The following is a 26,140-nucleotide window of genomic DNA, read 5'->3' on the forward strand; positions in this document are numbered from 1 at the left end:
AAGGATCGCATCGTGCCCGCTCCGCTGCGCTTGGGGAGTGAGGCCGTTGGCGCCATGTCAGCAGTCGCGGCGGAGAGAGAGAGAGCGGACAGCGGTCGAGATCGCCGCCGCTCCGATGCTTGGCGGAGAGGCGGCGTTCCCAAATTACGTGTCGTTCCCTGCATTCGTGTCGAGCGTGGATCGCGGTGCGGGTTGCGATTCGGGCGCGAACGCACACGGGACGATGCCAGCCGACTATTTTTTCAAATCAAAGTCGTGCTGGTTGTCGCCATCTTTGATCTCGACCGTCAACGTAGTGGCATTGTTAAATTTTGCCGGAATGTACTGCTCGGTGGCGTCAATCATCGTGCCGGGTGGATGAGGAGGTCCCGCTTCGACCGAGCCTAGATTCTTGATCCCAAAAATTTGCACGGTGTGAGTTGCGAAGATCGCGCCCTCTTCTTTTGCCAGTGCGTATTTGCCCGCGACGATCTCGGCTGTGGCCGCTGGACCGGCATCGGGAATGAAGCTAATCGTACCGGCATCGACCGGCGCTCCGTTCCACGATACGTTGCCTTGCACCGCGGCACGTGGCGGACCGGAGTCCCCACAACCGACCGCGAATAATAGTGTCGAGGCCAAGGTCACCAATGGAAGGATTCGTCCCAATGGTGCCCTTGCGCCCGCAGCGTCCGTGCGCTGCGCGACGCTAGGAAAAAAGCTAAGTTTCATGTGATGTCTCGAAAGTTCAAAAGAGATTGATTCAATTCATTCGGGCGGGGCGTTTAGTAGTCCGCAAGCACATTGCCATCCTCGGGGGTACCGAGGTATTGCCAAGTGACTAGGTTGATGGAGTCGCTGATCGTGCGCACGCTGCCGTCCACCAACGCGACATTGACGACGCTCGGATGAAGGCTGCGGGTCGACAACACGATGGATCGGTTGTTCCAAGCGGTGTACGTGCCAGTGCAGGGAGCGCGGTCGATCGATTTGCATAGACTGGTGCGGAATTGGTCAAACACCTTGCTGTTGGGGCCTTGGTTGTGTTGGTAAAGCGGTCCTTCGGGATAATGCATCGTGCCCCGGAAATCGTCGCCGGGGGATCGCAGCAACTCCGCAATCATTACCGTGTTGCTCGTCCCGTCCAAAATGTCCTTCATGTTCTTGGAATCGTTTTGGCCAAACACGCCCACGGGCCCACGAGTAACCAGGTTTCGACCTTCGGTGTACATCGGCCCAATGCCGTTGTTTGCCCCGTAGTTACCCCGTGCCCAATAGCCGAGCGCTAGCTTCACGTCGACATCCGAGGGACAGGTCATCGTGGGCAGGAAGGTTTTGATGACGTTGGTGACACCGGGGTTTACATTTGGGCTGCCGAAATAATTCCACTGTTCGATTTGCTCGTACAATGCGCCTTGTTCGATAAAGGGAAGAATGTGTGAGATCCAAGTCGATTCGTTCGCCGGCCCATAGGTGAATTGGTAGTAGCCAGCGGGAAAATCGAGATTGCTGTCGTGGTAGTTATGCAGTCCCAATGCGATCTGTTTCAAGTTGTTGCTGCAACTCATTCGTCGCGCCGCTTCGCGCGCCGATTGCACTGCGGGTAGCAGCAGTCCGACCAACACACCAATGATGGCAATCACGACCAGCAATTCCACCAGCGTGAAGCCTAGCCGGGCGTTGCCATCACGCCGGTGACGCGGGAATACACCCGAGACTTTTGTCAAAGGGGGGCAAGACTCAGGATGTGAATCTCGCGAGTCAACGCCCGTCTTATTGGGCACGCAACGCATGGTTAATGACATCATCAGACAAATCCCTCAGAAGTAGTAAAGAAAAGGACCGGTAAAAGTTGCGTTGTTGGAACCGGCGCGCAATCAGGTGCATTGCACCAGTGCGGCGTTGGGCGGCGTGGACGTGACGAGGTTGTCGTCGTGAGACGCGGAAGAAGCGTGCCCGAGCATCCGATTTGATCCTCTCGCGATGGAGCGATGACCGGGGTGGCGTGGCGACGATTTGTCCGTCGCGGGCAAGGGAGAGTTTCTGATACTCGGTGCCGTCGCCTCAGGCCTGCGGACGCAGATGGTTGTGAAGCTGATTTTCCCGACCCACTTGCCGTCGCGGGGTGTCGCGTGAGAACCGTGGCGAAACCGTCATGCTGGCAAGCCATCATGCCTTCGCCGCAGCGTTTGGAAAATCGTGACCCCATGGCGACAACCTTTTAGTGTGGGGGTTCGATGATCTCTCGGAAGAGGTCAATTGTTGATTGCATACAATATGTGGGGTCTCAAAGGCGGGGTCAATCATTTTTATGTTAAAAAATCAGAGATTTGTGAGTGCATTCAGCTTTTCCGTCCATTGCGTTTTCTCGTCGCGTTGAAGGGAGCTGCAGGAAGTGAGTTCAAATCAGCGCCCAATCGACAACCCGCATCGTTCGGATAGGGCCGCATCGTTCGGATTGGGGTAGCGCCGGCGATCGTGCTGGCGCAATGGGATCGCAGCAAAGTGTCGCGGCGAGGATGCGGCTTCGTTTAGGCTCGTAGGCCGGAATGTAGGGCGATGGTGGGGCCGGAACTCGTTGGAGAGGAATTGGCTTGCTAGCGTCGGTCGCTGCCTGTAGAGATCGCTGTCTGTTGAGATCGCCGAAAAGGGGAACGGCGGTTTGCACTGGAGCGATGCAGGCGTTTCCGTGTCGGTGTTGATATTGTTTTTTTGACGACGATTTGCACGACGCAACGAGTGCGGACGGTTCGCGACGCCGCGGTGCATTCATCCGTATGATGGGAATCAGCCGCTGCTTGTTCTCGCGGGCGTCGGATCGATGCGACTGAGAGATGCGACTGAGAGATGCGGTCGCAAGCGATGCTCGCCAACCAAGGTCGCACGTGATGGTCGCAAGCTCTGCTTTAGCGCTGACGCTGCGAGGGTCTCTGTGCCCCTAGCGAGTCCGCAACGCAGTCCGTTCGACGAGAGCACCGCTAGGAAGCCCCCGTTGATCAGGTGGTTCTCGGTGTGCAACGGCCGCTTCGCAAGTCGCCTGCGGATGCGAGCAACTTGCGTTGTCCTGGTCACTTCTTAACGCGTTCACGTGTGCGAAACCATCGCATCAGCGTCACGGCGCGACAGCGGTGATGCTGACGTACTGGCGACGTAGGAATACGATGGACGACAACGAGAAGCGTGGATGTGTTGCTAAACTAGCAACTCGATCGGATCTTGGAGCACCGAATTGGATCCAAACTCGTCCTCCTCCATCGCTTCATCCACGGCATCCAAGTTGGCTGTCGAATGAATCGACGGCGGATCGATTGTAGGAGAGCTTGGATCGACAAACGAGCTGCCGGTCGATTCGCTACTGGAGTTTCTAAACAATGCGTCGACGGCATCGTCGCGTTGGCTAGCCGATTGGGTCTGCAGCGTGGAATCGTTCGTTATCAACATCGGTATCGACTCACCGTGCGCATCGGTTTGTACAAGACCGCTACCAATACGGTTTAGATGGTTGATGATTTGCAACGCATCGAGAGCCGAGACTTTGTTGTCGCGATTGACGTCCAGGAACCTCGGGATGACTTGTTCGCCTTGGGTACCGTGGTTTCGGTCGATCGCATTGATCACGATGACCGCATCCAATGCGGTTGTCTCGCCGCTGCCATTGGTGTCGGTAGGTTGCAGAATATTTGTCGGTGCGGCCTGGGAAAGCGTGCCTGAGCCGGTGGAGGTGCGAATCGCGAAAATGCGGTCAAACGATTGGGGCTCGAACACGATCGCGTACACGCCTCCTGCTTCGAGATCCGCTGTCGCGATGGTGCCATGCATCGTGCTGATGAGTTGGATGTGGGTATCAAAAATCAAGATCCTTTCGTTGATCACGGCCGTGCCAACGGGCGTCACGCTCACGACCGTGTCCGTCAACGACTGGAACAAAATCGCGTTCGTCGACCCGTCGCCAGGGATCGTTTGTCCTCCTTCGACTTGGTGTGGGATGATAATATTGAGGGAGGGAATGACGAGATCATCGTCGAGAATCGTCCCATTCGCAGTGGCGTCGATCGTCTCAGCGGTGGCCGATGGATTGTCGAGGGTGACACGGAAGCGATCGTAGATTTCGACCGCGGTATCCCCTCTGACGTAGATCGTCAGCGTTTGACTTAATTCTCCCTGAGCAAACTCGATTGTGCCGCTTGGGAATACGCCGTTCTTAAAATCATCAGCGGTCGCTTGATGGAGTCCCGTGCCGGTGACGGCATAGTCGACCGTGGCCTCGACGTCGGTGTTCCCGCTACGCGTGACGGTAAACGTGAACGGAGTTAATCCCGAGTCTCCTTCTTTTTTAATGGCATCCGTCGCCGCGATGCTCAGCAATGCCTTGCCAACCGCACCACCAAGGCTGGACTCAAACGCCCCAATGTCGATCGCAAGTCCTTGCGGACGCGCGACGCCTCGCTGGTCGATTGACAATCCAGCGGCGACGCCCGCGTTCAGTGCGGGGCTGGCATCTAGTAACGCGATCGTTTGAGTCGTGCCACCATTGTCGTCTAACATTCCTAGTCCTGCATCGACATCAATGATGTCCGAACTCGAGGTGCCTAGGAGTGTGACACCGCTCGAGTCACCGAACAGATTATTGCCACCACTGTTGATGGTGCCTAACGCGTCCGCTCCCGTTGCGGCGTTATTGTTGGCGACCAGGGTGTTGGTGGCCGTGAAATCACCGCCTTGGGTGGCGATCCCGCCGCCCGCGGCAGCGGTGTTGCCCGCAAGGGTGACGCTCGTTAGTGTGAGCTTGCCCCCTTCGCTGGCAATGCCTCCTCCGAGGTTGGTTGCCGAGTTGGCGGCAATCGTCGAGTTCGCGATGGTAATGTCACCCGTCGTGCCATCGTTAAAAATACCTCCTCCGTCTTGCGCCGTATTTCCTGAGAGGGTGGAACGCACGACGTGGATCGTTCCTGCGGCACTGTTCCAAAGGCCGCCGCCCTCATTGGCGGCCGTGTTGCTCGCTACGGTTGATTCGAGAACGCTCAGCATGGCCTGGCCGGAGAGATGCACGGCACCGCCGTTGATTCCCGCCGTGTTCCCTGCGTTCAATTCGCCACCGAGAATCACATTCGTCAACGTCACTTCGCCAGCGTTGTTCTCGATCGCTCCACCCGCTCGCGCCGCGACGTTTTCGCTCAGCGCAGTGTTGTTGATCGTTACCGTTCCCCCGACCGTCATCACACCGCCGCCATTGCCGGCATTGACAACCGATATGTTGCCACGGATCGTCGCACCTGAGATCGCTAACGTACCACCGTTGTTGAAAATCCCTCCTCCGCCTTGATCGTTGTTTGTATTGTTACCAGCGTTGGCGGTGTTGCCGAGCAGCGAGGTTCCCGAGATGGTCATCAAGCCGCTGTCGTTCCACAAACCCCCACCCTCCTGGGCTGCCACGTTCCCACTGACCGTACCGCCCGTGACGGTGACCGTGCCGTCGCCCGAAACATGTAATCCGCCACCGTTACCCGGCGCGGGTGTCGCGCCCACGCCAATGTCCACTCCCGCACTGTTGGTATCGAGCGTCACGCCGTCGAGCGTGACCGTCGAACCGCTGGTGGTTTCGATCCCACCGCCAGCCCGGTTGGCTGTGTTGCCGCTGATTTCGCTGTTGGTCACGGTGGTCGATCCACCGAGATTTAAGATCCCGCCGCCTGAACCGCTGCTGCCGTCGGCGACGTTCATCGAAACCGCTCCACCGTTGATGATCAACGTGCCGCCGTTATTGAAAATCCCACCACCGCCATCATCTGCGGCGTCGCCACTGGCCGTATTGCCGCTGATCGTCGTGCCGTCGATGGTCATCGTGCCGCTGTCGTTCCAAAGGCCTCCGCCCTCCAGAGCGGCACGGTTCCCTGAAACGGTACCGCCTGTGACGTTGACCGTGCCGTCGCCCGAAACATGTAATCCGCCACCGTTACCCGGCGCGGGGGTTGCGCCGGCACCAATGTCCACGCCCGCACTGTTGGTATCGAGCGTCACGCCGTTGAGCGTGACGGTCGAACCGCTGGTGGTTTCGATCCCACCGCCAGCCCGGTTGGCCGTGTTGCCGCTGATTTCGCTGTTGGTTACCGACACCGTGCCACCGACGTTGATGATCCCTCCACCGCTGCCGGCAGCGCCCGTAGCCACGTTGCCAGTGATCGTTGAATTCGTGATCGTCAGCGATCCGTTTTCATTGTGGATCCCGCCGCCCCCCTCAACGGCTGCGTTCCCCGTGGCCGCATTATTGCGAATCGTTGCGTTGCGGATCGTGGCATTGTTGATCGCTGCGTTGGTCGTTGGCACGCTGCTCCCCATCGGAACAATCTCCGCGGCCGCGACCGGCGCGGTGACGCGAAACGCCGTTCCATTGCCTAGGTCAATTCCGCCCGGTGCCGTGCCCATCGCTGCGGCATCGATCGCATCGGAGATCGACTTGTCGATCGTTTGCCCATGCAAGACGACTTCGCGGAAGTCCAAGGGGGCGAGGTTGTTGAATTGACGCGCCTCATCAGGATTCGTCAAATCGAACGTGTAGGTCGTATCGAGATTGAACTCCGTACCGCTCGGGAATAATGCGGACGGATCGATGGCACCATTATCGGCCAGAGCCAAGAAGTGAGCGAGCGGTGGGACCCCTGCGGGAGGATTGGAACTGAAGGCCGAAGCGTCGCGTAGCTGCGTCGACGTCAGGTTCAAGAGGACCGGGCCGTACTTCGGTTGTCCCTCTAGAAAGTCCAAGAAACCGTCTTCGATCGTGACCCCGTCATCGGCAATGCTCGGCAGCACCGAGTCGATGGGCGCGAAACCGTTGGCCAAGCCACCCGCGCCGTCGAAGAAAGGTCCATCGCCTTGCTCAAGGATAGGCCGGGCTGCATTCCCGGCAAACTGGCCGTGAATATGGGCGGCATGAATGCCGCCAAACGCACTGACATCCTCCAGCCCTTCAGCGTCAATCACGACACGAACGGTCCGTGTGGTCGCGGTGGGGGAGGTGACCGTGACGGAGCCAGTCCCGGTGACACCCGATCCATTGAGTTCCGTGAACGTCAGCCCGAAGACTTCATTGGTTGAAACAGCGGCAACGTCGTTATAGATTCCGCCGCCCGCTGCGGCCGTGTTCCCATCGATCATGGTTCCATCGATCGTCAAAGAACCACTTGCCGAAGTCCAAACGCCGCCCCCTTCGACCGCTTGGTTATCATTGACCGTACCGCCGACGATCGCCACGACCGCGTTGCCGCCGACGTGAACTCCACCGCCGTTTCCAGGCGAGGCGGTCGCATTGACCAGACTGTTTCCATTGACATTGACGTTCGTCAGCGAAGCGTTCGATCCTGCCGTTGTCTCAATCCCACCGCCGGCACGGTTGGCCGTGTTCCCGGTGATCATCGAAGTAGCGATCTGAAGCGTACCGCCCGTTGCGTTAAAGATTGCCCCGCCGCTACCGGCGGTGCCCGATGCCGCGTTGCCGCTAAGGGTAGAGTCGACAAGACTCAACGTTCCGCCATCGTTATAGATTGCGCCGCCACCCTGGGTTGCTGCGTCACCCGTCGCGGTGTTGCCCGAGAGCGTCACCGAATCGAGCGAAAGTGATTGGCCCGTCGCAACATAGATTGCTCCCCCCACGGCTGCGACACCGTCTTTCAGCATCAACCCTTCAATGGAAACCGTGTTGGCAATTGTGGCGTCAGGGTTCGCGTCGATTGAGAAGATGCGAGCGGCGTTGTTGCCGCGGATCGTGATCTCGCTCGCGTCACCCAGTGAAATCCGCAGCGAATCCGTGATCGACAACTCGCTTCCGAGCGTGAGGGTCGACAATCCTGCTGCGAACGTGATGGTGTCGATGGTTCCGGGGCCAGCCCCACCCGCAACGGTGTCGGCGTTAATGACCGCATTCATATTCGCTGCCTGAATCGCCTCACGTAAACTCAGCATCCCGTCTTCAGCGACGATATCGTTGGCGGTGTCCACGGTGTAACTTGCCAGCACTCGGCGGGCTTCGAGTTGTTCACCCAGCAGACGACGAATGTGTGAGCGTTTTCCCGCCGCGTTGGATTTCCTGTGCCGTCCCGCGACGGTTTTGTTTCGCGCTGGAAATGGGAACAGACTGGTGGAAGCGAAGCTGAGCATGATGTTCTCCCAGAGGTGTTTACGGTTTCCGTTGAAATAGGTGTTCCGGACCCCCATTAGAGCGGGGTTTGTCTGGGGATGCATCCCATTTCGTACACAATCGCAGCAGGGAGAGAGGCAAAAGGAACCAAATTTGTTGTTTGGCAAACGATGTACCGTCGTCCAGTGCCGCCTGGTTTGGTCGCTGGCAAGCGAGTGATTGGGCATCAGAAGCGCCGTTGGACGCGAGTTCAGGCGGAGTTTGTCTGGGAGTCTGCGGCCCCGGTGGGCAACGAGGTCGTTGTCGTCGCAGAAGCGGAGGATATCCCGTGATATCCCGAAGCGTTTGGGCAGGGCGAATTCCGTCAGCGGGACGTCCGAGCCAAAGTTCGCCGTCGCGAGAGCGAAGCGGTGATACTTGAAGCGGTGTTACTCGAAGCGGACTTCGTGGCGCCGCGATCGATCCATCGACGCGAATCGCTCCGGCCGCGGTGAGAACCGTTCGTTCAGCCGAGACTGAGCGATCTCGGTTGCCAACAGCGTCTGTGCGGCTTACTGAAACGCGATGCTCGAAAAGCCGCTTCGCTTCAGCCATCACTATCTCAACCACCACTATCTCAACCACCACGCCCGCTCGTTTCGGTTCACCAGTCTCCGTATCGCATCGGTGGGCGAGGGCGTCCAACCTATCGGGTCCGAAGCGTTCGGCCGATATTCGGCAGTTAGATATTCGGAAGCTAAACAACAACGCGGTTGAGTGGGATCCTTGCTTCATTCAATGAATATGGACGGATCGCACTGAAAGCGATTTCGGGATATCTTGGGCGCCGCGATGACGGACACGGTCGCGTCAAAATCCATTATCGTGGAATCTCTTTCAATTCATTGCAAATAAATGCGTAGAACTGGTGAGCGTTAGGTGAGTGATCAAAGGTTGCAGGAAGCACTGACCCGTCTGGGATCTGTCGGGATCGCCAAGTTGTCTTTGGACGAAATCGTTGCCGTTCGCACCCGGGTGCGCTCGGCGATGGACCAAATGACCGAACAAGTCGATGCAGATGTTCAGTCGATAAGTCGTTTGATTGCCGATGGCGACGTGTTCGCCTTCCAGGCCGCGAAGCGTTTGGCGGCGAAGCATCAGGTTCGTGCGGAATACCTTGTTTCGCTGGATGAAAGCCTGAGCAACTTTTATCAGCGTCGGTACATGGAAAATGGCATGGCCGAGCGCATGGGCGGCCGCCGCATGCTGATGCTGTTTGAAGCATTGATCTTGGTTCTGATCGTGCTTGTTCTGGGGTTGCTGATGTACGATCTAGCGGCCGGACCCGATTCGTCGCGGCCCGCTTTTTTGTCGAGCAGTTCGATTTTCGCAGTGGACGCTTTTTGTTGCGCGATCTTCATGGGCGAGTTCGTGCTTCGTCTGCGGAGTGCCGATTCCAAGCGATACGTCTGGAAGCATCATTGGGTTGATTTCGTCACCTCGATCCCCGTGCCCGGCGAAGCGCAATTGGCAAGGTTTGGTCGCTTTGCCCGGCTGGCGCGTTTCGCGCGTCTGCTGCGTCTGCTTCGATTCGCTCGTTTGTTCTTCTTTTTGTGGCGAGGTTTGGACAAGCTACAAGACGTGATGGACGTCAAGGTGATGAAGAAGACGATTCGGTGGGCAGTCTTCGCGACGTTCGCCGGCGCGATTCTGATTTACAAGATTGAAGGCGGATCGGCAGCCAACTCTGAAAACGCGGTGTCCACGTTCGGACAATCAGCGTGGTGGAGTTTTACAACCGTCTTGACCGGAGGGTTTGGCGATATTCACAATCCCGAATCCATCAGCGGTCAAGTTCTGACGGGTTTTTTAGTCGTGATCGGCATGGTGCTAGTTGGGGTGTTCACCGCCACATTGACGTCCATCTTCGTCGGCGAGCGTCAGGACGATGAGGATGTCAGTCTCGATCAGATTGTCGCGAAGCTCGATGAACTCACGCGACTTCAGGCGGCAAACGGCGATTCAGAACGCCAAGCCTGACCCATCTCCGGCCCGTCGGGCCTATCAGACCGCCACATCTCCGCCCCAACGGGGCAGCCCTAACGCGTTGTCGTCCTGCGGCCAAGCAGCGTCTGACCAGTCAGACGCGGGCGTCGAAACGAATCGCGATCGGTGATGTTCGGTCGTCGCAGCCGTGAAGCGGCGGCGTGGATTAGGACCGCCCCGTTGGGGCTTGGTTGGATCGGGGGCACGTAAATCCCAGGGCGTTGCCCTGGGCTGACCCAGCGCCGGCCCGTCGGGCCTACCAGACCGTCACACCTCCGCCCCAACGGGGCAGCCCTATGTCAGCCCAGGCCCACGGCCTGGGGAATCAACGACAATCGCCTAAACAGCCCCAACGGGGCGGCCCTAACGCTTCGTCGTCATGCTGCCAAGCAGCGTCTGACTAGCCAGTCGCGGACGTTGAGATTGCTCCACGCTCCGGCTGAACCGACAGGTCCTCCATCGCCCTCGAGAGCAGCTTAGGGACAATGTGTTCAAACTGCTAATCAAACGATTGACCTGCTCCCGATTTGTCTCGTTCGGCGCCTAAGTTTACAAGGGATTCCAGAATCCCAATGTCCCGTAGATCCGCGAGCACGTCGCGGACAAAATCGATCAGTGGAGCCTGCCAGTCTTCGTGAGCCAGCACCGAAACAAGGGGTTTGGATATTTTGGCGATACTGTAATCCGAGTCAACTGGATCGAAAAACACCCAGTCGGGATTGCGCTCGGACAACTGCATTCGGCTCATGCTGAAAATGTCGCGAACCATCAAGTGCGCTTTGCAGTTCTTGGGATAAGTACTAATTGATACGCATACATCGTCGACCTCCACCTTGGCAGAAACAGACACTTCACCAAGTTGGTTATTGACGCATCGGGCACTAACGCCGTGTTCAATCCCCACCGTACGATCGAAGTAAGGTGATGTCGGAGTACGGATATCTACGAATTCAATCCCAGTGTCTCGAGAAACTTGTTCAAACTGACGAGCCAAGTCCTTCACCTTTTGCGAACAGGATGGGCCAATCGCAGCTAGAGCCCTCAAGAGTGCGATGTCGTCGAGTTCTAGTCGTGATGTCGTCATATCCGTCGTGTCCCATAGTCGGTTGCGAATGAAGCCCAGCATGTGTTCCGCGAAAGAATGCTCTGTTGGCGGCAGTAAGTTGTCGGCCAATGCGTCCTGCACCACCATCGCCAAGTCCGTCCACGTAATGCAGCTCCAGGTCTGGGTAAGGCCATCAGGAATTTTACCTGAACTGTTTCGGATCGAAAGCACAAACCCACCGACGTATTCCACAGATTGTTTGGCAAGCCATGCATCGTAGTTGACGAGTTGACTCACCATTTCGGGATCGCTCGATGGCTCCTCCAAGCCTTCCTCGCCCCAGCGCTGACGACTGCTTTCATGCAGTGGTGCAGCGACCTTGATCTCAACGGTCCACAGGACGATCTGCGTTTCGTCCACGTCTTCGTCTGTACGGAAGCCCTCGATGCGAAGGTCGTCTCGCTTGGAACCGATCGACTGTTCCGTTTCCATCTGCCACGTAAGTTCGTCAACGACACCCACCGGAACGCCAACCTGTTGGGCCATCCACCGCAACACATTGTTGCGTAAAACGGGACAGCCGATCAGGACGCCGCATAACATCTCGGCGCATTGCCGCTCTCGCATCGGGCGATCAGGTGCCTGTGGATCACGAATCAGCCGCTCGAACATGTTATTTTTCGGAGGCGGAATATGAACGTGAACATTGAGTGCCTCAGGTGGACTTTGGATTAACAGCAACGGCAGCTTTATCGATTGCATGCCAGCACCTTCTCCATGGCGGTGAGCGCGGTAGGCATCTTCGTTCTCGCCGATACGTTTTCCGAGTGAACCTGCATCACCGTCGGCACACAGTCGTGTAGCGCCACCTGCTCGTCGGACAAAAACACTACATCATAGCCAGTCCCGCGATCATCGTCGCCGAGATCGTGATCCAAGCTAATCGCCGTCACGTCGCCGGATTGCAATAATTTAATCGCCTCGTCTGGCCAATAGACACGAGCCCAACCCTCTGGCGTGACCCGTTCGTCATCAAGATAGATCTTCATTTCGTTTCCAACCAATGGAACTTGTCGGCACTCAGTTCCGACTCGCCACCCCTCAATACGCGACCAACTTACCATCATTCGGGATGCCGATATCCACGTCCATGTCGACTGTACTAAAGCTCATCGAGCAGACACCGCAGTTCGTGAGCGTGTCCGTGAATGTCACCGATGATGTCGTCGCTACTTACGCTTGGTTCACTTAATGTCCGAGTGAAGCGGCTTCTGCGGCATCGTCCCATCCGGCCTTTAAGATCTGAAGCAACCGCTTTTCGATTTGTTGCCAAGGCTGATTGAGATCCAGCGAGCGAACCCGAACGTCATGCCCCAGAATGGAAAAGTGGTAGTCGATCGCTTCGTTGACCGTCGGGTACAGCAACATTCCCTTCACCTTGCTCCATCCTGGCTGCACGCTCTGATGGTTCAGGTAGGCGAGCAACTGGTAAAGATGGTTTGATCGTAAACCACCACCGTCGTAAACAGAGGCACCCGATGTCGTGGCACCGTCCTTATAGAATTTGCATTCGATGATCAGTTTGTGGTCGAATAGGTCGATCGTCACATCCGTTTCCATCTTCGGCAGCACTGACTCTGCCCCGTCAAATCCTTTTGCGTTCCATGGTACCTGCTTCTTGCTGACTTTGGCATGTGGAAGATGGAATTGAGCAAACCCCTTGATGAAGTCCTCAAAAAGTCGATTCATTGTGTTGCGGGTTCGGAGGAGATCACGAAATCTTTTCTTCTCTCCAGATTGAGTCGGCAACGAAAGCTTCATCAACATGCGGCAGAGGTCGATCGGTATCCGGTAATGATTCGTGTTCCGCGTCAATCGAACTTGCTGAAAGCTTGTCGGCGAAACTTGAATGGGGGTGACACCGCGAAACAGAGTCTCAGATAGGCTCACTAATTCACGGTTCTTTTTCGTCAAAGCATCTCCGCTGGCAAGTAGCATTCGACATGTCGCGTGAATGATTTGGTTTGCTGGTGTGTCAATCGACAGTTCGTCGAAATGGCAAATCATCGACCCCCGGAGTTGCGTTAGCCTTCGACGACTTGCAAAGAAGTCGATTCGCCCGCGAAGTCTCGACGATTCCTCTTCGACGTCTTGGTAACGGCGATCCATTCCGTATCGCGGCACTCGTAGCAGTCGCTGACTGAGCACCAGTGCAATCAAATTCAATGCATCTGGACATTCATCGGCACCAACCGGAACATCACCAGCGAACTTCGCTTGTTCATGAGCATAGGCAAGTAAATAGTAGATGTTTTGGATCGGTATTTGACTCGCCTCAATTACCGCTCCAATCGCCGCTGGATGGATTGTCATTGCAGCTTGAGACCCTCCATCAGCGCAGCTGCGCGACTTGGGTCGTCGTAGAAGTATTCTTCCAAAAGCGGACATATCTCGTAATCGACAATGTCCTGGTACCACTGCTCTGGTTCGGCGACAGGCTCGGTGGGAGTAAAGAAACTGTGACCAATGCAGTAACCATTCCCAAGGGTCGGCTCTGCGGAAATCGATTGGTTCAGCGATGACATCGCCGAGCAAACCTTCGTAGCGAGAAACTGCGGAATTCCCTGGCCCTGAAGGGCTTCCTTGAATGTGGAAGTCCCAAAGCCAGGCGTCATTGATATAAACGCAAATCGCCGACGGAGTGCGTAGTCAACAATCGATAGCGATCGGTCGGCGGTGTTCATCGTGCCGATAAGATGGACATTTGGCGGCACCGAAAATTGCTCATCCGCCGACCGCGAGTAGGCGAGCGACAGGGCATGCTTTGAACCTCGCTTGTCTGGTTCGATGAGCATCATCAACTCACCGAACACTTTCGACAGATTGCCGCGATTGATCTCGTCAATGATGTAGACGTAGGGTTGGTCTGGATTCTGCATCGCAGCCTTACAAAATCGCACGAACGCTCCATCGACCAGGGCGAATTTTTCTCCGCTGCCCATCGGTTTGTAACCCTGAATAAAGTCTTCGTAGCTTGTCGACTGATGAAACTGCACCATTCGGACTCGCTTTGCATCGATCTCCTTCATCAGCAAATAGGCTAATCGCATTGCAATGAATGTTTTGCCTGTTCCTGGTGCCCCTTGCAGCACGACATTCTTCTTGCGCCGAAGCTGAGCCATGATCCGATCGAGCGTACTTGACTCCATGAACAAATCCGACAACGCCATTTCGCTGGTGTACTGTGTGGTCTGATCCCCCAGCTCTGCGTAAGCATCCAGCAACACTTGAAGCTGCTCTGATCCATGCGTTCGTTCGGTAAATGTGCGTATTGGAAGCGTCACACCATCGGGAAGATCGACTTCTCGATTGACTCGCCAATCAACTTCTAGGAGGTGTGGGTAGTTCTCCCAAGTTTCATCTTCACCTACATTGAATTCGTCGTCGTAGCGATATGCCCCGGTTACGATCCCCCATCCGCATAGCTTGTGATTGCCCACCTTGGCGAATAGGACATCACCAACCGCAACGTTTTGCGAAAAGTTCCAAAGCATGTTTCCGACAGCGTGCTTGCCAGCGTTTGGGCATGTTTCCGTGACCCGTTCGACAGTCTCATTCTTCGTTGGGCAATCTGTCAGATCACCAACGTCGCCCCAGCCGATGGCCGCGTAGCTCGCCGCGGCCCACTCGTCCCATTGGTAAGCCGACTCACCGGGAGCGATCAACCAATACCGACGACCCGCATCGCTTGGTGGCTGATCTGATGACCGAATGTCGACGCGATTCTTTTCTCTTCTGCCGGAACCTGTTGGTGTCGGCTTGGGAGGGAGTGAATTCAAGTGCGCATCAGCCGAGAACTGGCATGGTCCGTCGGGGAATCGAGCATGCAACTCCTGGTTCCAGGCCACAAAAGTCTCGCCATTCTCCGGTCGCAATATTCCCCACGACTCAGCGATCGCGATATTCTTCCCGTCCGCCGCAAACCATACGTCGGGTCGTGCCCAAAACATCCCCATCGTCAACGTCGCGAGTCCGACTTTGTTCAGTGCAAGGCACTTGTCCATTTGCTCGGTATCAAGGTCTTCGACTGACTTGAGCGGCAGGAAGTGCTTGAAATATTTCCACAAAGTCGAAACATGCTCAGCCTTTCGCTTGAATGCAAACGGCATCAACCAACTCGACAACGGTTGGACAAAGGGGATACCTTCGAAGTCCTTGGGAACGTCGGCGTTCAGCCTCCACTCCTTTTTGATGTGCGTCAGAGCTGCGATGCGGTGCTGATCGCCTGTCTTGCGGTTGAATGACGCAAAAAAAGTAAACGGATCAATCTCTCTCAATTCGCCTTTCCGGCCATTCTCAAACTCATCAAGGACCTTCGAGACCAAAACACCTTCATTGGCCAAATCCTTCAGGAGCCCAATGAGATCAGCCTGCTTTGATTCAAATTCAGGCAAGCGATCGGCAATTTCAATGTATAGGGGCTTCCAGCTGAACATGATGTGAATTGACCGGTGTTATTGATTCGTGCAATGGATTGGAAACGAATCGTAACAGAAAAGCTGGTCGCCGTTGCTTAAAAGGCGGTTGCTTAAAACGAAGTTTCCCAACTTGGATCCTCGCGAAACGACGGCTGCACATCGCGGCATAGCTGTTCCAAGTGATGGGCCAATTGGCTGACTCGAGTATCCGAGTACACCTGCCTCGACTGAACGAAGAAGTATTTTGGCTTAACCGGGTTGATCACGAACACTTTGCCGCGGCCGATTCGGTTCGAAATGAACCATCACGGCAGTGCCAAGATTGGTTCGGCTTCAATTGTCTCGCCCATCGCTGCGGACAAGTGTTGCGAGAGCCACCGGGATTCGGTCTGAAGTTGCTTGTTTGGGATTCGCCATTTGAAATCAGGGAATCGAATCTCGTCTTTTTCATGATCGACAACGATCTCGGCCTTACCCTCGCCCTTCTTGGGCTTGCCCCGCATCTTCGTATTGACGGTAAACACTCCGCTGCGACTGACGACAACATGGTCGATGTTGCCGTACGGAAACAGGATATCATGGAACACACGGCACCCCTCCAGCATCAGTTGGTCAAGTTCTTGGCCGATCGCCAGTTCGCCTTCCAGCCCCAGCTTGTAGTGACGCAAGCCATCAAGCTTCTTTTTCAGATTCCGGCCAATAATGATCGATGCTCCGACAATCAGCAGTCCTTCTAAGACAAGACGCGATATCGATCCTGGTGTTTCTCTAACGTAAGAGTCAAAAAGATGGAACACGCAAAGTAACGGCAGTAAGAGCACCCAGGCAATCATCAGAGAATCAACGTCAATCTCCAGATCATCAATTCGCTTGCGTAACGAGTGGCCGGGAGCTCGCAGCAATGCTCGCGTTAGCGGGTTATGTCTCGTCTTCTTCGATTGCTCACGCCGCCAATGGGCAACGAACAGAACAATTGGCGTTACCTCGGCAATCGCAATGACGGCGGGCAACAGCACAATCGTCAGCCAGTCAAAAAACAGTTCCACGTTGTCCCTTTAAAGTCCCCGATCGTTATCTTGCTGTATCCAGTGCAGACTCGACTGGATCCAGCGAAGCTCGATCCAGTCCTGCAAGCTTCCGAAACAACTCTGGACGTTGCCGAATTTTTCGTCGAATCGCTGCCAGTACTTTGTCGGCCCGCAACAGCAACTCGCTCGCCAACTCGTGGATGTACTTATCCGGCTGGCGACGGAAATTTGTCCAAGGTGCCCTCCTTACCGATATGTCGCTGTGGATCTGGAAACGGTGAATGTGAGTTCGAGCTTGTTCTTCAACATCTTTAGTGAGGATTCGGTTAACTCTTTTGCTGTTCTTGGGCCACAGACGACTTCACTAATAGCCGTGGGATTAAAGGGAACTTCAATGTAGGGGGTGAGGCCGAAGCCGCGTGCGTGTACCACAGCTTTTGATTGGTAAGAATGGAAAGCAATGCATATGCGTCGCAGTAGTGATAAACCACCTTTTCTTGGTGATCAGAAGATAGCCCCGCCGTCATTTTGAAGACTCATGATGAATACAAAGAAGTGGACAGTCCCGTTAGCTTCCAATTCCAAGCGAAGGAATCCGTAGCTGAAAAACGCAACTTCAAGAGTCGAGAGCCAACTTGTGCTGCATGGCGAGATGATCGTTTTCATCGAACGCGGGCAAGAAATCGAAGCCGTAACGCTGATACAACTTTTGTGCTGCTACGTTGTCGCGGTGAACTCGCAGAGTTAAAAGCTCGACATGTTTCTTCGGCGGCTTGTCTTCTCTGATCTGCTCGGCCGCTTTCTTCGCTTGACCAATCAGGTGCTCAATGATTTGGTTGGAATAGCGGTACTCTGGCGAGGACGGCTTGCCGCGGTACTTGTAAGCGAGACCAAGTTGCGGGATGTAGAGCAGTCGAGATCGCCTGCCGTTGGGCGGCGGCCATTTCATCCAGCCCGTCGCCGATAAAGAAGCAAAGCCGACGATCGAGTCGTCCGCTTCGCTGTTGCGATAGATCCAGACCTTGGTCTCGCGTTTCTCGATCGAGTCGATTACTTCTGAACCTTTAATCCACTCAGTCGCTGCACGTGACCACGCTTCATCGCCACAGTGCAGACCAGCCAAGAATGGCAAATCCGCTGGTGTGAATTCATCTGCAAATAGCAGCTTTTCTTCTGGTTGCGACAACGCCTATCGCCCTGCTCTCGAGGGCAACTCGCGAGTCCTGACCTGAGCGGGTGGTCGCGAAATGGCCGCGTCCAACGCTTCGGCTTGAGCGGCGGTAAGTTCTCGATCGTTGAAGAACTCCGCAGTCGAGTCGAGGATCGCGGTGACTTCAAGGTCCGGCCACAGTTCAGTTGGTTCTACGTTGAGTGCAGTCGCCATTTTGAGGATCGTCTTTCGTTGCGGACGCGATTTGCGAGATAGCATTTTCGACACCGCTGACTGAGTGCAGTCGATACGCTCCGCAAGGTCTTCCTGGGTGATGTTCTTTTGTTGCAGAATTGCTTTGACACGGTCAGCAAACGTAGCTTCTTGCGATTCCATCTGTCTCTGCCGATCGGCAATGATCGGTCGCCAAGCTGGATCGGGATGCTTTGTCGCGACCTCTGCTTGCGACTTACGGAAATCCAGACCGTAGCTGCCATGTCCGTTCTCGGGTTTCAAATGCAATGCATCCGCGATGGTTGCAAACGCGCGATGCCGATCATGATCCATCGTGTGTTCGCTATCAATCACCGCAAACATCGAACGAACAACGGATTGAACCTCATCGCTGCACTCCATGTACTTGTGAATGAAGTCTCGTTGCTCGGGGCTGATGTTCAGCACGGCACGGAAAGCGTCACTCGGGATTTCATTTAAGTTGGTTATCGACATCTCATCACCTCAGTCTGCACGTGCTTGGACGATCGTGCTGCGACCTGAATAAATTGCGTGTTGTAAACTGCCCAGCGCCTCGTCAGCCCGCATCCCGCCGAGAATCCACAGCGTGGGAACGGACGGATCCGGCGAATACTCGAAGAACAGAACCCGTACGGTATCGACGACTCCGTCATCGAGCTGCACAAACAGTTCCGCCAAACCAGTTGGCTCCACCCGATTCCACTGCAAATCAATGACCAAAGGCTCAACAGGATTCCACCAGCGAAGTTTGTGAAGCTGTCGGTTCAGTTCCGAACGAGCGCGATAGCGGGGTAAAAGGCGTTGGAAGTCCTGAAACGCGGGGCGACCAATTCGCAACCGCCACTCCAAGCCCTCAGTTACAGTTATCGGCTTGTTTATGACAATACTATGACGTAATCATGACTTGTCAAGTTCGCAAAGCAATTGAATCGTAAACGCTTCTAGGTAAACGGTTTACGCGGATTGTCGGAAGACGGCTGGCGACGATTAGGCTTTCCATATTCCTGCATTTCCCCGCAGAAAACGACGGTTTGGCTTCAAAACCGTACGCCGAGGAGCATGTTTTCGTCGGTGATGCGGTCGAGGGTGAGACGGAGGTAGGGGGCTTTGGCGAGGTCTTTGTTGGGACGCGTTGTGGTCGTGAGGATGTATTGGAAAGCCGGCTCGTCTCTGCCGGAGAGCTGTTCCAAGTTGGCGATGGATTGCAGCAGTTGCTGGTACATCGCTGGCTCCAAGTCGGCGTCGCGAGGACTGTCATCTAGTACGATTGCCGAGTCCGCCCATGCTGGCCAGCATGCACGCAACGTCAAATGCATCACGCACACCACCGAGCCCTAACTCATCACGCGTCGTTTTTTCGCCAAACAAATCGATCACGTCGAGCATCTTGCGACGCTCGTGTTCTGAGTAATCAAGCCACGTAAAAGTTGAAGGCATTTTTTGTTCGACCCATTTCGATTTTTTGTACCAACGGCAGTGAGGGGATTATAGCGTTTGACATACTCCTTCGTTGCAAAACCGGACCGCCGACGAACCATGTTTCTTCACAAATCTACTTTCATCGATATCGCTGTTGTAGTAACCAATCCTTGCCGATGCGATTATTGACTGCCTATTTGAAGTGTTTCGATGTTACTACGACTTTCGCTTGAGGAAACACGACGCGGGATTGTCACCCAGAAGCATGGGGCTGGCCATCCAGCGAAGGGCGATCGTGCAATGTCGCTCGCTTGATAGGGCGGCATCCGGTTTCTGTACGACAGTGCGCCGGTTCTGGGGGAGTTTCATTGGTCGTTTGCGCGTCTTCAGAGGCCGCGGTCCCTGCACACACGGCAAAATCGCACGTCATTCCAGGAAACGGGTTCTTGATTGCGCGGAAAGTACAGGGGGCGGGTGACAGGGGCCTTAGCAGAGGTCACAATTGTCACGTAAATCGGGCGTTGCTGCCATTCGGGCGACATCGCTTGCTCGCCAACCGGACCCTCCCGGTGCCAATCCTCTGGAACAAGATGTTTCATGACCGCTAATTTTTCCCAAACCGCGGCCTACATTTGGTCGCTCGCCGACCTACTTCGTGGTGATTTTAAACAGTCGCAATATGGCCGAGTCATCCTGCCATTCACGATTCTTCGCCGACTGGAGTGCGTCCTCGAGGCCACCAAGCCGAAGGTGCTCGCACAGGTCGAAAAACTGAAAGCGATGGCGGCTCTCGAGGAAGAGGCCCGCGAAAAGTTCCTTTTGAAAGCGGCCAAGCAGTCGTTCTACAACACCTCGCCGATGGACTTGTCCAAACTCGGCAGTGCGGACATCAAAACGAACCTGCTGACCTACATCGAGAGCTTTTCCAAAGACGCTCGTGAGATCTTCGAGCACTTCAAGTTCGCGGAATTCATCGCCCAGTTGCAAGATGCCAACTTGCTCTACAAAGTCGTTCAGAAAGTCGCCCTGACCAACCTCAGCCCGAGTGTGATCAGCAACCACGACATGGGGCTGGTCTTTGAAGAACTCATTCGGCGATTCGCGGAATCCAGCAACGAGACCGCGGGAGAACACTTCACGCCCCGCGACATCGTGCGGCTGACCACGTCGCTGGTGTTCATGGAAGACGATGATGCCCTCACCGAACCGGGCATCATCCGCACCATCTACGACCCCACAGCCGGAACCGGCGGGTTTCTTTCCAGCGGCATGGAATACGTCCACGAACTGAACCCAGACGCCGTGATGCGAGCCTTCGGGCAAGAACTGAACCCGGAAAGCTACGCCATCTGCAAAGGCGACATGCTGATCAAGGGCCAGGACGTCAGCCGCATCAAACTCGGCAACACGCTCAGCGAAGATCAACTGCACGCCGATCGGTTCGACTACATGCTCTCCAACCCGCCCTTTGGCGTCGACTGGAAAAAAGTCGAAGGCACCGTCAAAGACGAGCACAAGCTGAAAGGCTTTGACGGACGTTTCGGACCGGGACTGCCGCGAGTCAGCGATGGATCGCTGTTGTTTCTGATGCACCTGATCAGCAAGATGCGAGACTACGATCCCAACGACACAGGGAAGAACGGCGGTCGCATCGGCATCATCCTGAACGGATCGCCCTTGTTCACCGGCGGAGCGGGCAGCGGTGAAAGCGAAATTCGGCGATACATCCTGGAAAGCGATCTGTTGGAAGCCATCGTCGCGCTTCCCACGGACATGTTCTACAACACCGGCATCGCTACCTACGTGTGGATCCTGTCCAACAAGAAGAACGCCGAGCGAAAGGGCAAAGTCCAGCTGATCAATGGCGTGCATCTGTACCAAAAGATGCGTAAGAGCCTGGGCAGCAAACGCCAGGAGATCGGGGACGAAGACATCCGGTTGATCACACGAACCTTTGGCGACTTTGCAGCGATTGAAAGTTACCGACTGGACAAGGAACCCGACGAGAAATCCAATCGCGGACGCCAATCTTCATCCAAGAAGAAAGCCGCCAAGAAAACTTTTGGCAGCAAAATCTTTGCCAGCCATGAGTTTGGCTATCGTCGCATCACCATCGAGCGACCGCTGCGTCTATCGGTTCAATTCTCTGATGAGCGAATCGAAACGCTCCGCTTTGAATCGGGCAAGCTCAACGCCGCGATGCAGGCAGTATGGGAACGATTCCTAAATCAGCCGCACGGCGTTAGCCGCGGTTCCAAGTCCCCTGGCGCAACAGAACCGGGGCTAACGCCCAAACGGCTAATAGAACTGGAACCCGAAATCCGTGCCCTCGTCAAAGCCGACTTTACCGAACTGAAAGAAAAGCAGATCAAAGACTTGCTGGCCGCCCGAACATGGACCGACCAAATCGAACTGCTCGACATCGCCACCAAGCTGCAAGCCGTCATTGGCACGGACCAGCACGACGACTTCAACGAATTCGAGGACACGCTCAAGGCAGCCATCAAAGACGCGGAAGTCGAACTGGATGCCCGGCAGAAGAAACAAATCATCGCCGCCGTCAGTTGGACCAACCCAGAAGCCGAGCCGGTCATCAAGAAAGTCATCAAAAAGGGCGAGCCGAACTACCCCTACGGCACATTCGACTATGGAGGCCAGATCGTCCAGTTCCAGCCCGACAGCGACTTGCGAGACAACGAAGACGTGCCGTTAACCGAAGACACCGCACGCGGAGCCAATGTCGACGTGGTTAACGAAGCGTATTTCTTCAATGAAGTCGCCCCGCACGTCCCCGACGCATGGATCGACGGTGGCAAGTGCGATGAAAAGGATGGCGGGGTCGGCATCGTCGGCTACGAGATACCCTTCAACCGACATTTCTACGAGTACGAACCCCCACGACCGCTGCAAGAGATCGACGCCGAATTGGATGAACTGAGTGCCGAGATCATGCAGATGCTGCTGGAGGTGCACTCGTGAGCGGTCGCAAGATAGACACTTACTCAGACTACCGCGCATCAGAAGTCGAATGGTTGAGGAAAGTACCGAAGCATTGGGACGTACGGCGAATGAAGACGTTTCTTGCCGCCCCTCTTCAATATGGAGCTAACGAGGCAGCGGACCTTGATGACCGAACACTTCCACGGTTTGTCAGGATCACTGACATCGACGAATCTGGCGCGTTGAGAGATGAAACATTCCGCTCTCTCCCACGGCATTTGGCGCAACCGTATTTGTTGCATGACAACGATATTCTGTTGGCGAGAAGCGGAGGCACTGTAGGCAAAAGCTTCATTTACTCAACAGACTGGGGTGAAGCGTGCTTCGCTGGATACCTCATTCGCGCTCGCTTGCGTCGTTCCGTATGCACACCAAAATTCCTCTATTACTTCTGCCAAACCCCGGAGTATTGGAACTACATCGACTGCTCGCAAATTCAAGCGACGATTCAAAACGTGAGCGCCGAAAAATATGCAAATTTACACATTCCGCTCCCACCCTCCGACGAGCAAAAGCAAATCGCGGCCTTTCTGGACTACGAGACGGCGAAGATTGATGCGTTAATTGAGAAGCAGCAGCAGCTGATCGCCTTGCTCGGTGAGAAACGTCAGGCCGTCATCAGTCATGCGGTCACCAAAGGCTTGAACCCCGACGCCCCCATGCGAGATTCCGGCATCGAGTGGTTGGGCGAAGTGCCGGAGCATTGGCGTCTTGGTCCGCTCAAACGGTTCTGGCCAGTTGTTGATTGCAAACACATCACGGTTCCGTTTCTCGATGAAGGCTATCCCGTCGTAAGCGTCATGGAGGTGCGCACATTCGAGCTAGACCTTTCCAGAGTGCTGTTGACTGACAAGGCAAATTTTGAATTACTCAAGAGTGGTGGGCGTGAACCTAAGCAAGGCGATGTGATCTACTGCCGCAACACCGCGAATACAGGCACATCTGCCTACGTTGGAACGAGTGAGCCGATTTGCATTGGACAGGATGTTGTGCTGATTAAGTCGAGAACGCAAAACGGGCGATTCTTGAATTACATTTTGCATGGCCCAGAAATGGCGGGACAACTGGCTCTGTACATGGTTGGATCAACCTTCAAGCGTATAAATGTTGCAGACATTCGTGAGCTGATAGTTACTTGTCCGCCACCGCCTGAACAAGAAAAGATCGTCCAGCACTTGGATTCAAAAGCTTCCCAGTTTGATGAGTTGATTGGAAACGCAGTGGAAATGATGGAAGTGCTGCGAGAAAGGCGCGTGTCCCTCATCTCCGCAGCTGTCACCGGCAAGATCGACGTGCGAGGCTGGAAGCCGCCTTCATCCGGCGCGAAACAAGAAACTGAAATGGAGGTCGCATGAACGCTGACTCCAAAGAAGCCGCTTTCCAGCAGGACGCGGTTGTATCAATTCATAGAACCAACGAAATGGAGCGCACTAATGTCCAATCGACGACCTAGGCATAATTTCCAAACAATCGCATGGTTTTGGGACCTGTACAAGCGGGACCGGCTTGACCTCAATCCGCCCTACCAGAGAAGAAGTGTTTGGAACCAAGAATTCAAAGACTACTTCATTGACACCGTTCTTTTGGGTAATCCAACTGCCGCCATTTTTCTATATGAAGAATTCTCATTAACAGGTGATGTCACCTACAGGTTGGTTGATGGGAAGCAGCGACTTACGACAATTTTTGAGTTTTTAGACGGTGAGTTTCCAGTCGGCGATAAAGCACTGATTTCAAGTTTGCGAGGGAAAAACTGGGAGCAGCTGGACATCGAAGTAAAAAAGAATTTTTGGGCTTATGAATTCCTTGTCGAATACCTGCCAGATACGGAGGAGACCGTCATAAACGACATCTTCGATCGAATCAATCGAAATGTCGCGAAGCTGTCTTTCCAAGAATTGCGTCACGCGAAATACGACGGTGATTTTATTTCATCAGCTGAAAAGTTATCTAAGTGGATGACGCAGTCGGACCAGCGGGAGCCAGGCAAGCTGCCGCCAGGCTTTCCAAACCTTCAGGAACGATCCAGACGACAAATGAAGGATGTTGAGGTAGTTGCTCAAATGTTGCTTTTCCTTGAGGAAGGCGTTAAAAGCTATTCGCAGGCAGACTTGGACAAGGCTTTTAGTGATCGAGATGAGGCATGGGATTCAAGATCGAATATTGAAGATCGATTCAGGGCTACCGTATCCAAGATTGCGGAAGTTGTTGCAGTCGGCGAATACGATTTGCACAAGACGCGATTAAAAAACCAGGCGGACTTTTATTCGTTGTTTGCCGCAATGTCTGACCCAACAGTGAATGAAATCCCTGTTGCCGATATTGCGAACCGTCTGGCCGCATTTATCGCGTTGGTCGAGAACGCTGAGACTCGAGACCAAGATGCAGTTGCGACAGCGTATTTCGATGCTGCACGATCAGCATCCAATGATGTTGGCCCGCGAAACAAACGAATCAAAATAATCGCAGCCAAAATTCGCAATCAGGAGCCCGAGCTCGAATGATTGTACCAAGTGACGTGAGGAGGTCCTACGACTTCAATCTTCCATACGTAGAGCAGGTCGAGCATAAGGTGCGAGATATCGTTTTCGGATTCTGCGAACGAAATGGTTACGCCTACGTGGGTCGCAGAAAAGAACTCGATTCGTTGGCTGAAAAACTCGAGTCAGGAAGATACGACAGCTGGGACAAAATCGATGACATTTTTGGGTGTTCGATCGTCATCCCGCATTTGGAGAAGGAATCCTCTGTGATTGAATTCCTGAATTCCAAATTCACGTGCGTAGAGCTTCGCAAACGCGGGCAAACCAAGAAGTCACCTGACACGTTCCGCTTTGATGCCACTCGTTACATTGGCAGTCTGCGCACCGAAAGCAGCGAGGCTCACCCAATTGTCTCTGCCTTGATGTTTGAGGTCCAAATACGGTCCGCCTTTGAACACGCATGGTCCGTGTCAATGCATAGCATTGTCTACAAGACTGATGAGATTGATTGGAAGAGAAAACGGCTTTCCGCTCAGATTAAGGCAACGGTAGAACAGATGGACCAGCTCATTGTTGCTTTTGAGACGGCAAAATCACCAATCGTTGAGTCTGCTTGGCCGGAAATTGAGATTCTCAAAAAGATCTCGAGTAGCTTCTTGCAGTTGCAAGGCAAAACGGAAATTCCAGAAGAACTGATCCCATCTAGCTGGGGACGTTTCAGTGAAAACATCTACTCTCTACTTCGATCTTCGAAGTCCTGGCCTAGGCAAACGGATCAACAGGAGACCTATGTCAACGGTTGTCTCGAAACGATCGAGGAGAAATTCGTTGAGATGAAACATTTCCCACGAAGCATCTCCCTATTTCAATTGGTCTTTGGCGTTCTTTGGGAAGGAAAGAAAGTAGTGCCTAATCTGAAGCGTTTCGTTCCCTTAGTTACGTCCGAATTGGAAGAGATTTTCCCTTCAGTTGTGTCATGTAAAAGACGCTTTAAGTTTTCCGACGCGGTGACTGGTAGGGTAAATCGAGACGCCACTCCACCGGGCATCATTGAACCGTTGATCGTAGGTAACTGGGGGATTTTGGAGACTCGAGATGAACGCTGACTCCAAAGAAGCCGCTTTCCAGCAGGACATGATTGACCCAA

At 54.6% G+C, this 26,140-nt stretch carries 19 protein-coding genes; 6 read left to right on the top strand and 13 right to left on the bottom strand.

Annotated features, from left to right (window positions below):
* Positions 1-234: 234 nt before the first annotated feature.
* The 3 genes from Pla52o_RS17995 to Pla52o_RS18005 form a co-directional block, all read right to left on the bottom strand.
* Positions 235-711 (bottom strand): hypothetical protein, encoded by a 477-nt coding sequence (locus tag Pla52o_RS17995; RefSeq protein WP_146595988.1) that lies wholly within the window; start codon positions 709-711, stop codon positions 235-237.
* Between the two features lie 53 nt (positions 712-764).
* Positions 765-1,787 carry a DUF1559 domain-containing protein gene (locus Pla52o_RS18000; RefSeq protein ID WP_197169329.1) on the bottom strand — a complete coding sequence of 341 codons (1,023 nt, stop codon included), beginning with the start codon at positions 1,785-1,787 and terminating at the stop codon, positions 765-767.
* A gap of 1,384 nt (positions 1,788-3,171) precedes the next feature.
* The gene (locus Pla52o_RS18005) at positions 3,172-8,130 is read right to left on the bottom strand and encodes a beta strand repeat-containing protein (RefSeq protein ID WP_231612458.1); all 4,959 of its coding nucleotides are present in this window, start codon (positions 8,128-8,130) and stop codon (positions 3,172-3,174) included.
* Positions 8,131-8,280: 150 nt separating this feature from the next.
* On the opposite strand from Pla52o_RS18005, the gene Pla52o_RS27005 reads away from it, so the two are divergent.
* Together Pla52o_RS27005 and Pla52o_RS18010 are read left to right on the top strand one after the other, a co-directional pair.
* Positions 8,281-8,442 (top strand): hypothetical protein, encoded by a 162-nt coding sequence (locus Pla52o_RS27005; protein ID WP_197169330.1) that lies wholly within the window; start codon positions 8,281-8,283, stop codon positions 8,440-8,442.
* Positions 8,443-9,088: 646 nt separating this feature from the next.
* Positions 9,089-10,129 (top strand): potassium channel family protein, encoded by a 1,041-nt coding sequence (locus Pla52o_RS18010; RefSeq protein ID WP_146595989.1) that lies wholly within the window; start codon positions 9,089-9,091, stop codon positions 10,127-10,129.
* Between the two features lie 505 nt (positions 10,130-10,634).
* On the opposite strand, the gene Pla52o_RS18015 is transcribed toward Pla52o_RS18010, so the two are convergent.
* From Pla52o_RS18015 to Pla52o_RS18060, 10 genes are all read right to left on the bottom strand, one after another.
* Complete coding sequence (locus tag Pla52o_RS18015; RefSeq protein ID WP_146595990.1) at positions 10,635-11,672, bottom strand: hypothetical protein; 1,038 nt, start codon at positions 11,670-11,672, stop codon at positions 10,635-10,637.
* 257 nt (positions 11,673-11,929) lie between these two features.
* Positions 11,930-12,229 (bottom strand): cyclic-phosphate processing receiver domain-containing protein, encoded by a 300-nt coding sequence (locus Pla52o_RS18020; RefSeq protein ID WP_146595991.1) that lies wholly within the window; start codon positions 12,227-12,229, stop codon positions 11,930-11,932.
* Positions 12,230-12,428: 199 nt separating this feature from the next.
* Positions 12,429-13,553: a 5-methylcytosine restriction system specificity protein McrC gene (locus tag Pla52o_RS18025; RefSeq protein ID WP_197169331.1), complete on the bottom strand. Its 1,125-nt coding sequence runs from the start codon at positions 13,551-13,553 to the stop codon at positions 12,429-12,431.
* Positions 13,550-15,676 carry an AAA family ATPase gene (locus Pla52o_RS18030; protein WP_146595993.1) on the bottom strand — a complete coding sequence of 709 codons (2,127 nt, stop codon included), beginning with the start codon at positions 15,674-15,676 and terminating at the stop codon, positions 13,550-13,552. The genes Pla52o_RS18025 and Pla52o_RS18030 overlap by 4 nt, the downstream gene beginning before the upstream one ends.
* 287 nt (positions 15,677-15,963) lie before the next feature.
* Positions 15,964-16,704, bottom strand: coding sequence for a nuclease-related domain-containing protein (locus tag Pla52o_RS18035; protein WP_146595994.1), 741 nt, complete (start codon positions 16,702-16,704; stop codon positions 15,964-15,966).
* Between the two features lie 598 nt (positions 16,705-17,302).
* Positions 17,303-17,872, bottom strand: coding sequence for a GNAT family N-acetyltransferase (locus Pla52o_RS18040; RefSeq protein ID WP_146595995.1), 570 nt, complete (start codon positions 17,870-17,872; stop codon positions 17,303-17,305).
* Between the two features lie 3 nt (positions 17,873-17,875).
* Entirely contained in the window at positions 17,876-18,565 is a 690-nt protein-coding gene (locus tag Pla52o_RS18045; protein ID WP_146595996.1) for a helix-turn-helix domain-containing protein, read from the bottom strand.
* 9 nt (positions 18,566-18,574) lie between these two features.
* On the bottom strand, positions 18,575-18,928 hold the full coding sequence (locus tag Pla52o_RS18050) for a hypothetical protein (RefSeq protein ID WP_146595997.1): 354 nt from the start codon (positions 18,926-18,928) through the stop codon (positions 18,575-18,577).
* A gap of 200 nt (positions 18,929-19,128) precedes the next feature.
* Complete coding sequence (locus Pla52o_RS18055; protein WP_146595998.1) at positions 19,129-19,314, bottom strand: hypothetical protein; 186 nt, start codon at positions 19,312-19,314, stop codon at positions 19,129-19,131.
* A gap of 31 nt (positions 19,315-19,345) precedes the next feature.
* The gene (locus Pla52o_RS18060) at positions 19,346-19,528 is read right to left on the bottom strand and encodes a DUF6361 family protein (RefSeq protein WP_146595999.1); all 183 of its coding nucleotides are present in this window, start codon (positions 19,526-19,528) and stop codon (positions 19,346-19,348) included.
* Between the two features lie 579 nt (positions 19,529-20,107).
* On the opposite strand from Pla52o_RS18060, the gene Pla52o_RS18065 reads away from it, so the two are divergent.
* The 4 genes from Pla52o_RS18065 (at position 20,108) to Pla52o_RS18080 (ending at position 26,099) form a co-directional block, all read left to right on the top strand.
* A complete protein-coding gene (locus tag Pla52o_RS18065; RefSeq protein WP_146596000.1) occupies positions 20,108-22,489 on the top strand; it encodes a type I restriction-modification system subunit M in 2,382 nt (793 codons plus the stop codon).
* An 89-nt stretch (positions 22,490-22,578) separates the two neighbouring features.
* The gene (locus Pla52o_RS18070) at positions 22,579-23,865 is read left to right on the top strand and encodes a restriction endonuclease subunit S (protein ID WP_146596001.1); all 1,287 of its coding nucleotides are present in this window, start codon (positions 22,579-22,581) and stop codon (positions 23,863-23,865) included.
* Between the two features lie 78 nt (positions 23,866-23,943).
* Positions 23,944-25,014, top strand: a complete 1,071-nt coding sequence (locus Pla52o_RS18075) for a DUF262 domain-containing protein (protein WP_146596002.1) — start codon at positions 23,944-23,946, stop codon at positions 25,012-25,014.
* The gene (locus tag Pla52o_RS18080; RefSeq protein WP_146596003.1) at positions 25,011-26,099 is read left to right on the top strand and encodes a hypothetical protein; all 1,089 of its coding nucleotides are present in this window, start codon (positions 25,011-25,013) and stop codon (positions 26,097-26,099) included. Before Pla52o_RS18075 ends, Pla52o_RS18080 begins: the two co-directional genes overlap by 4 nt.
* Positions 26,100-26,140: the final 41 nt, after the last annotated feature.

It is taken from the genome of Novipirellula galeiformis (assembly GCF_007860095.1).
GTDB classification, from domain to species: domain Bacteria; phylum Planctomycetota; class Planctomycetia; order Pirellulales; family Pirellulaceae; genus Novipirellula; species Novipirellula galeiformis.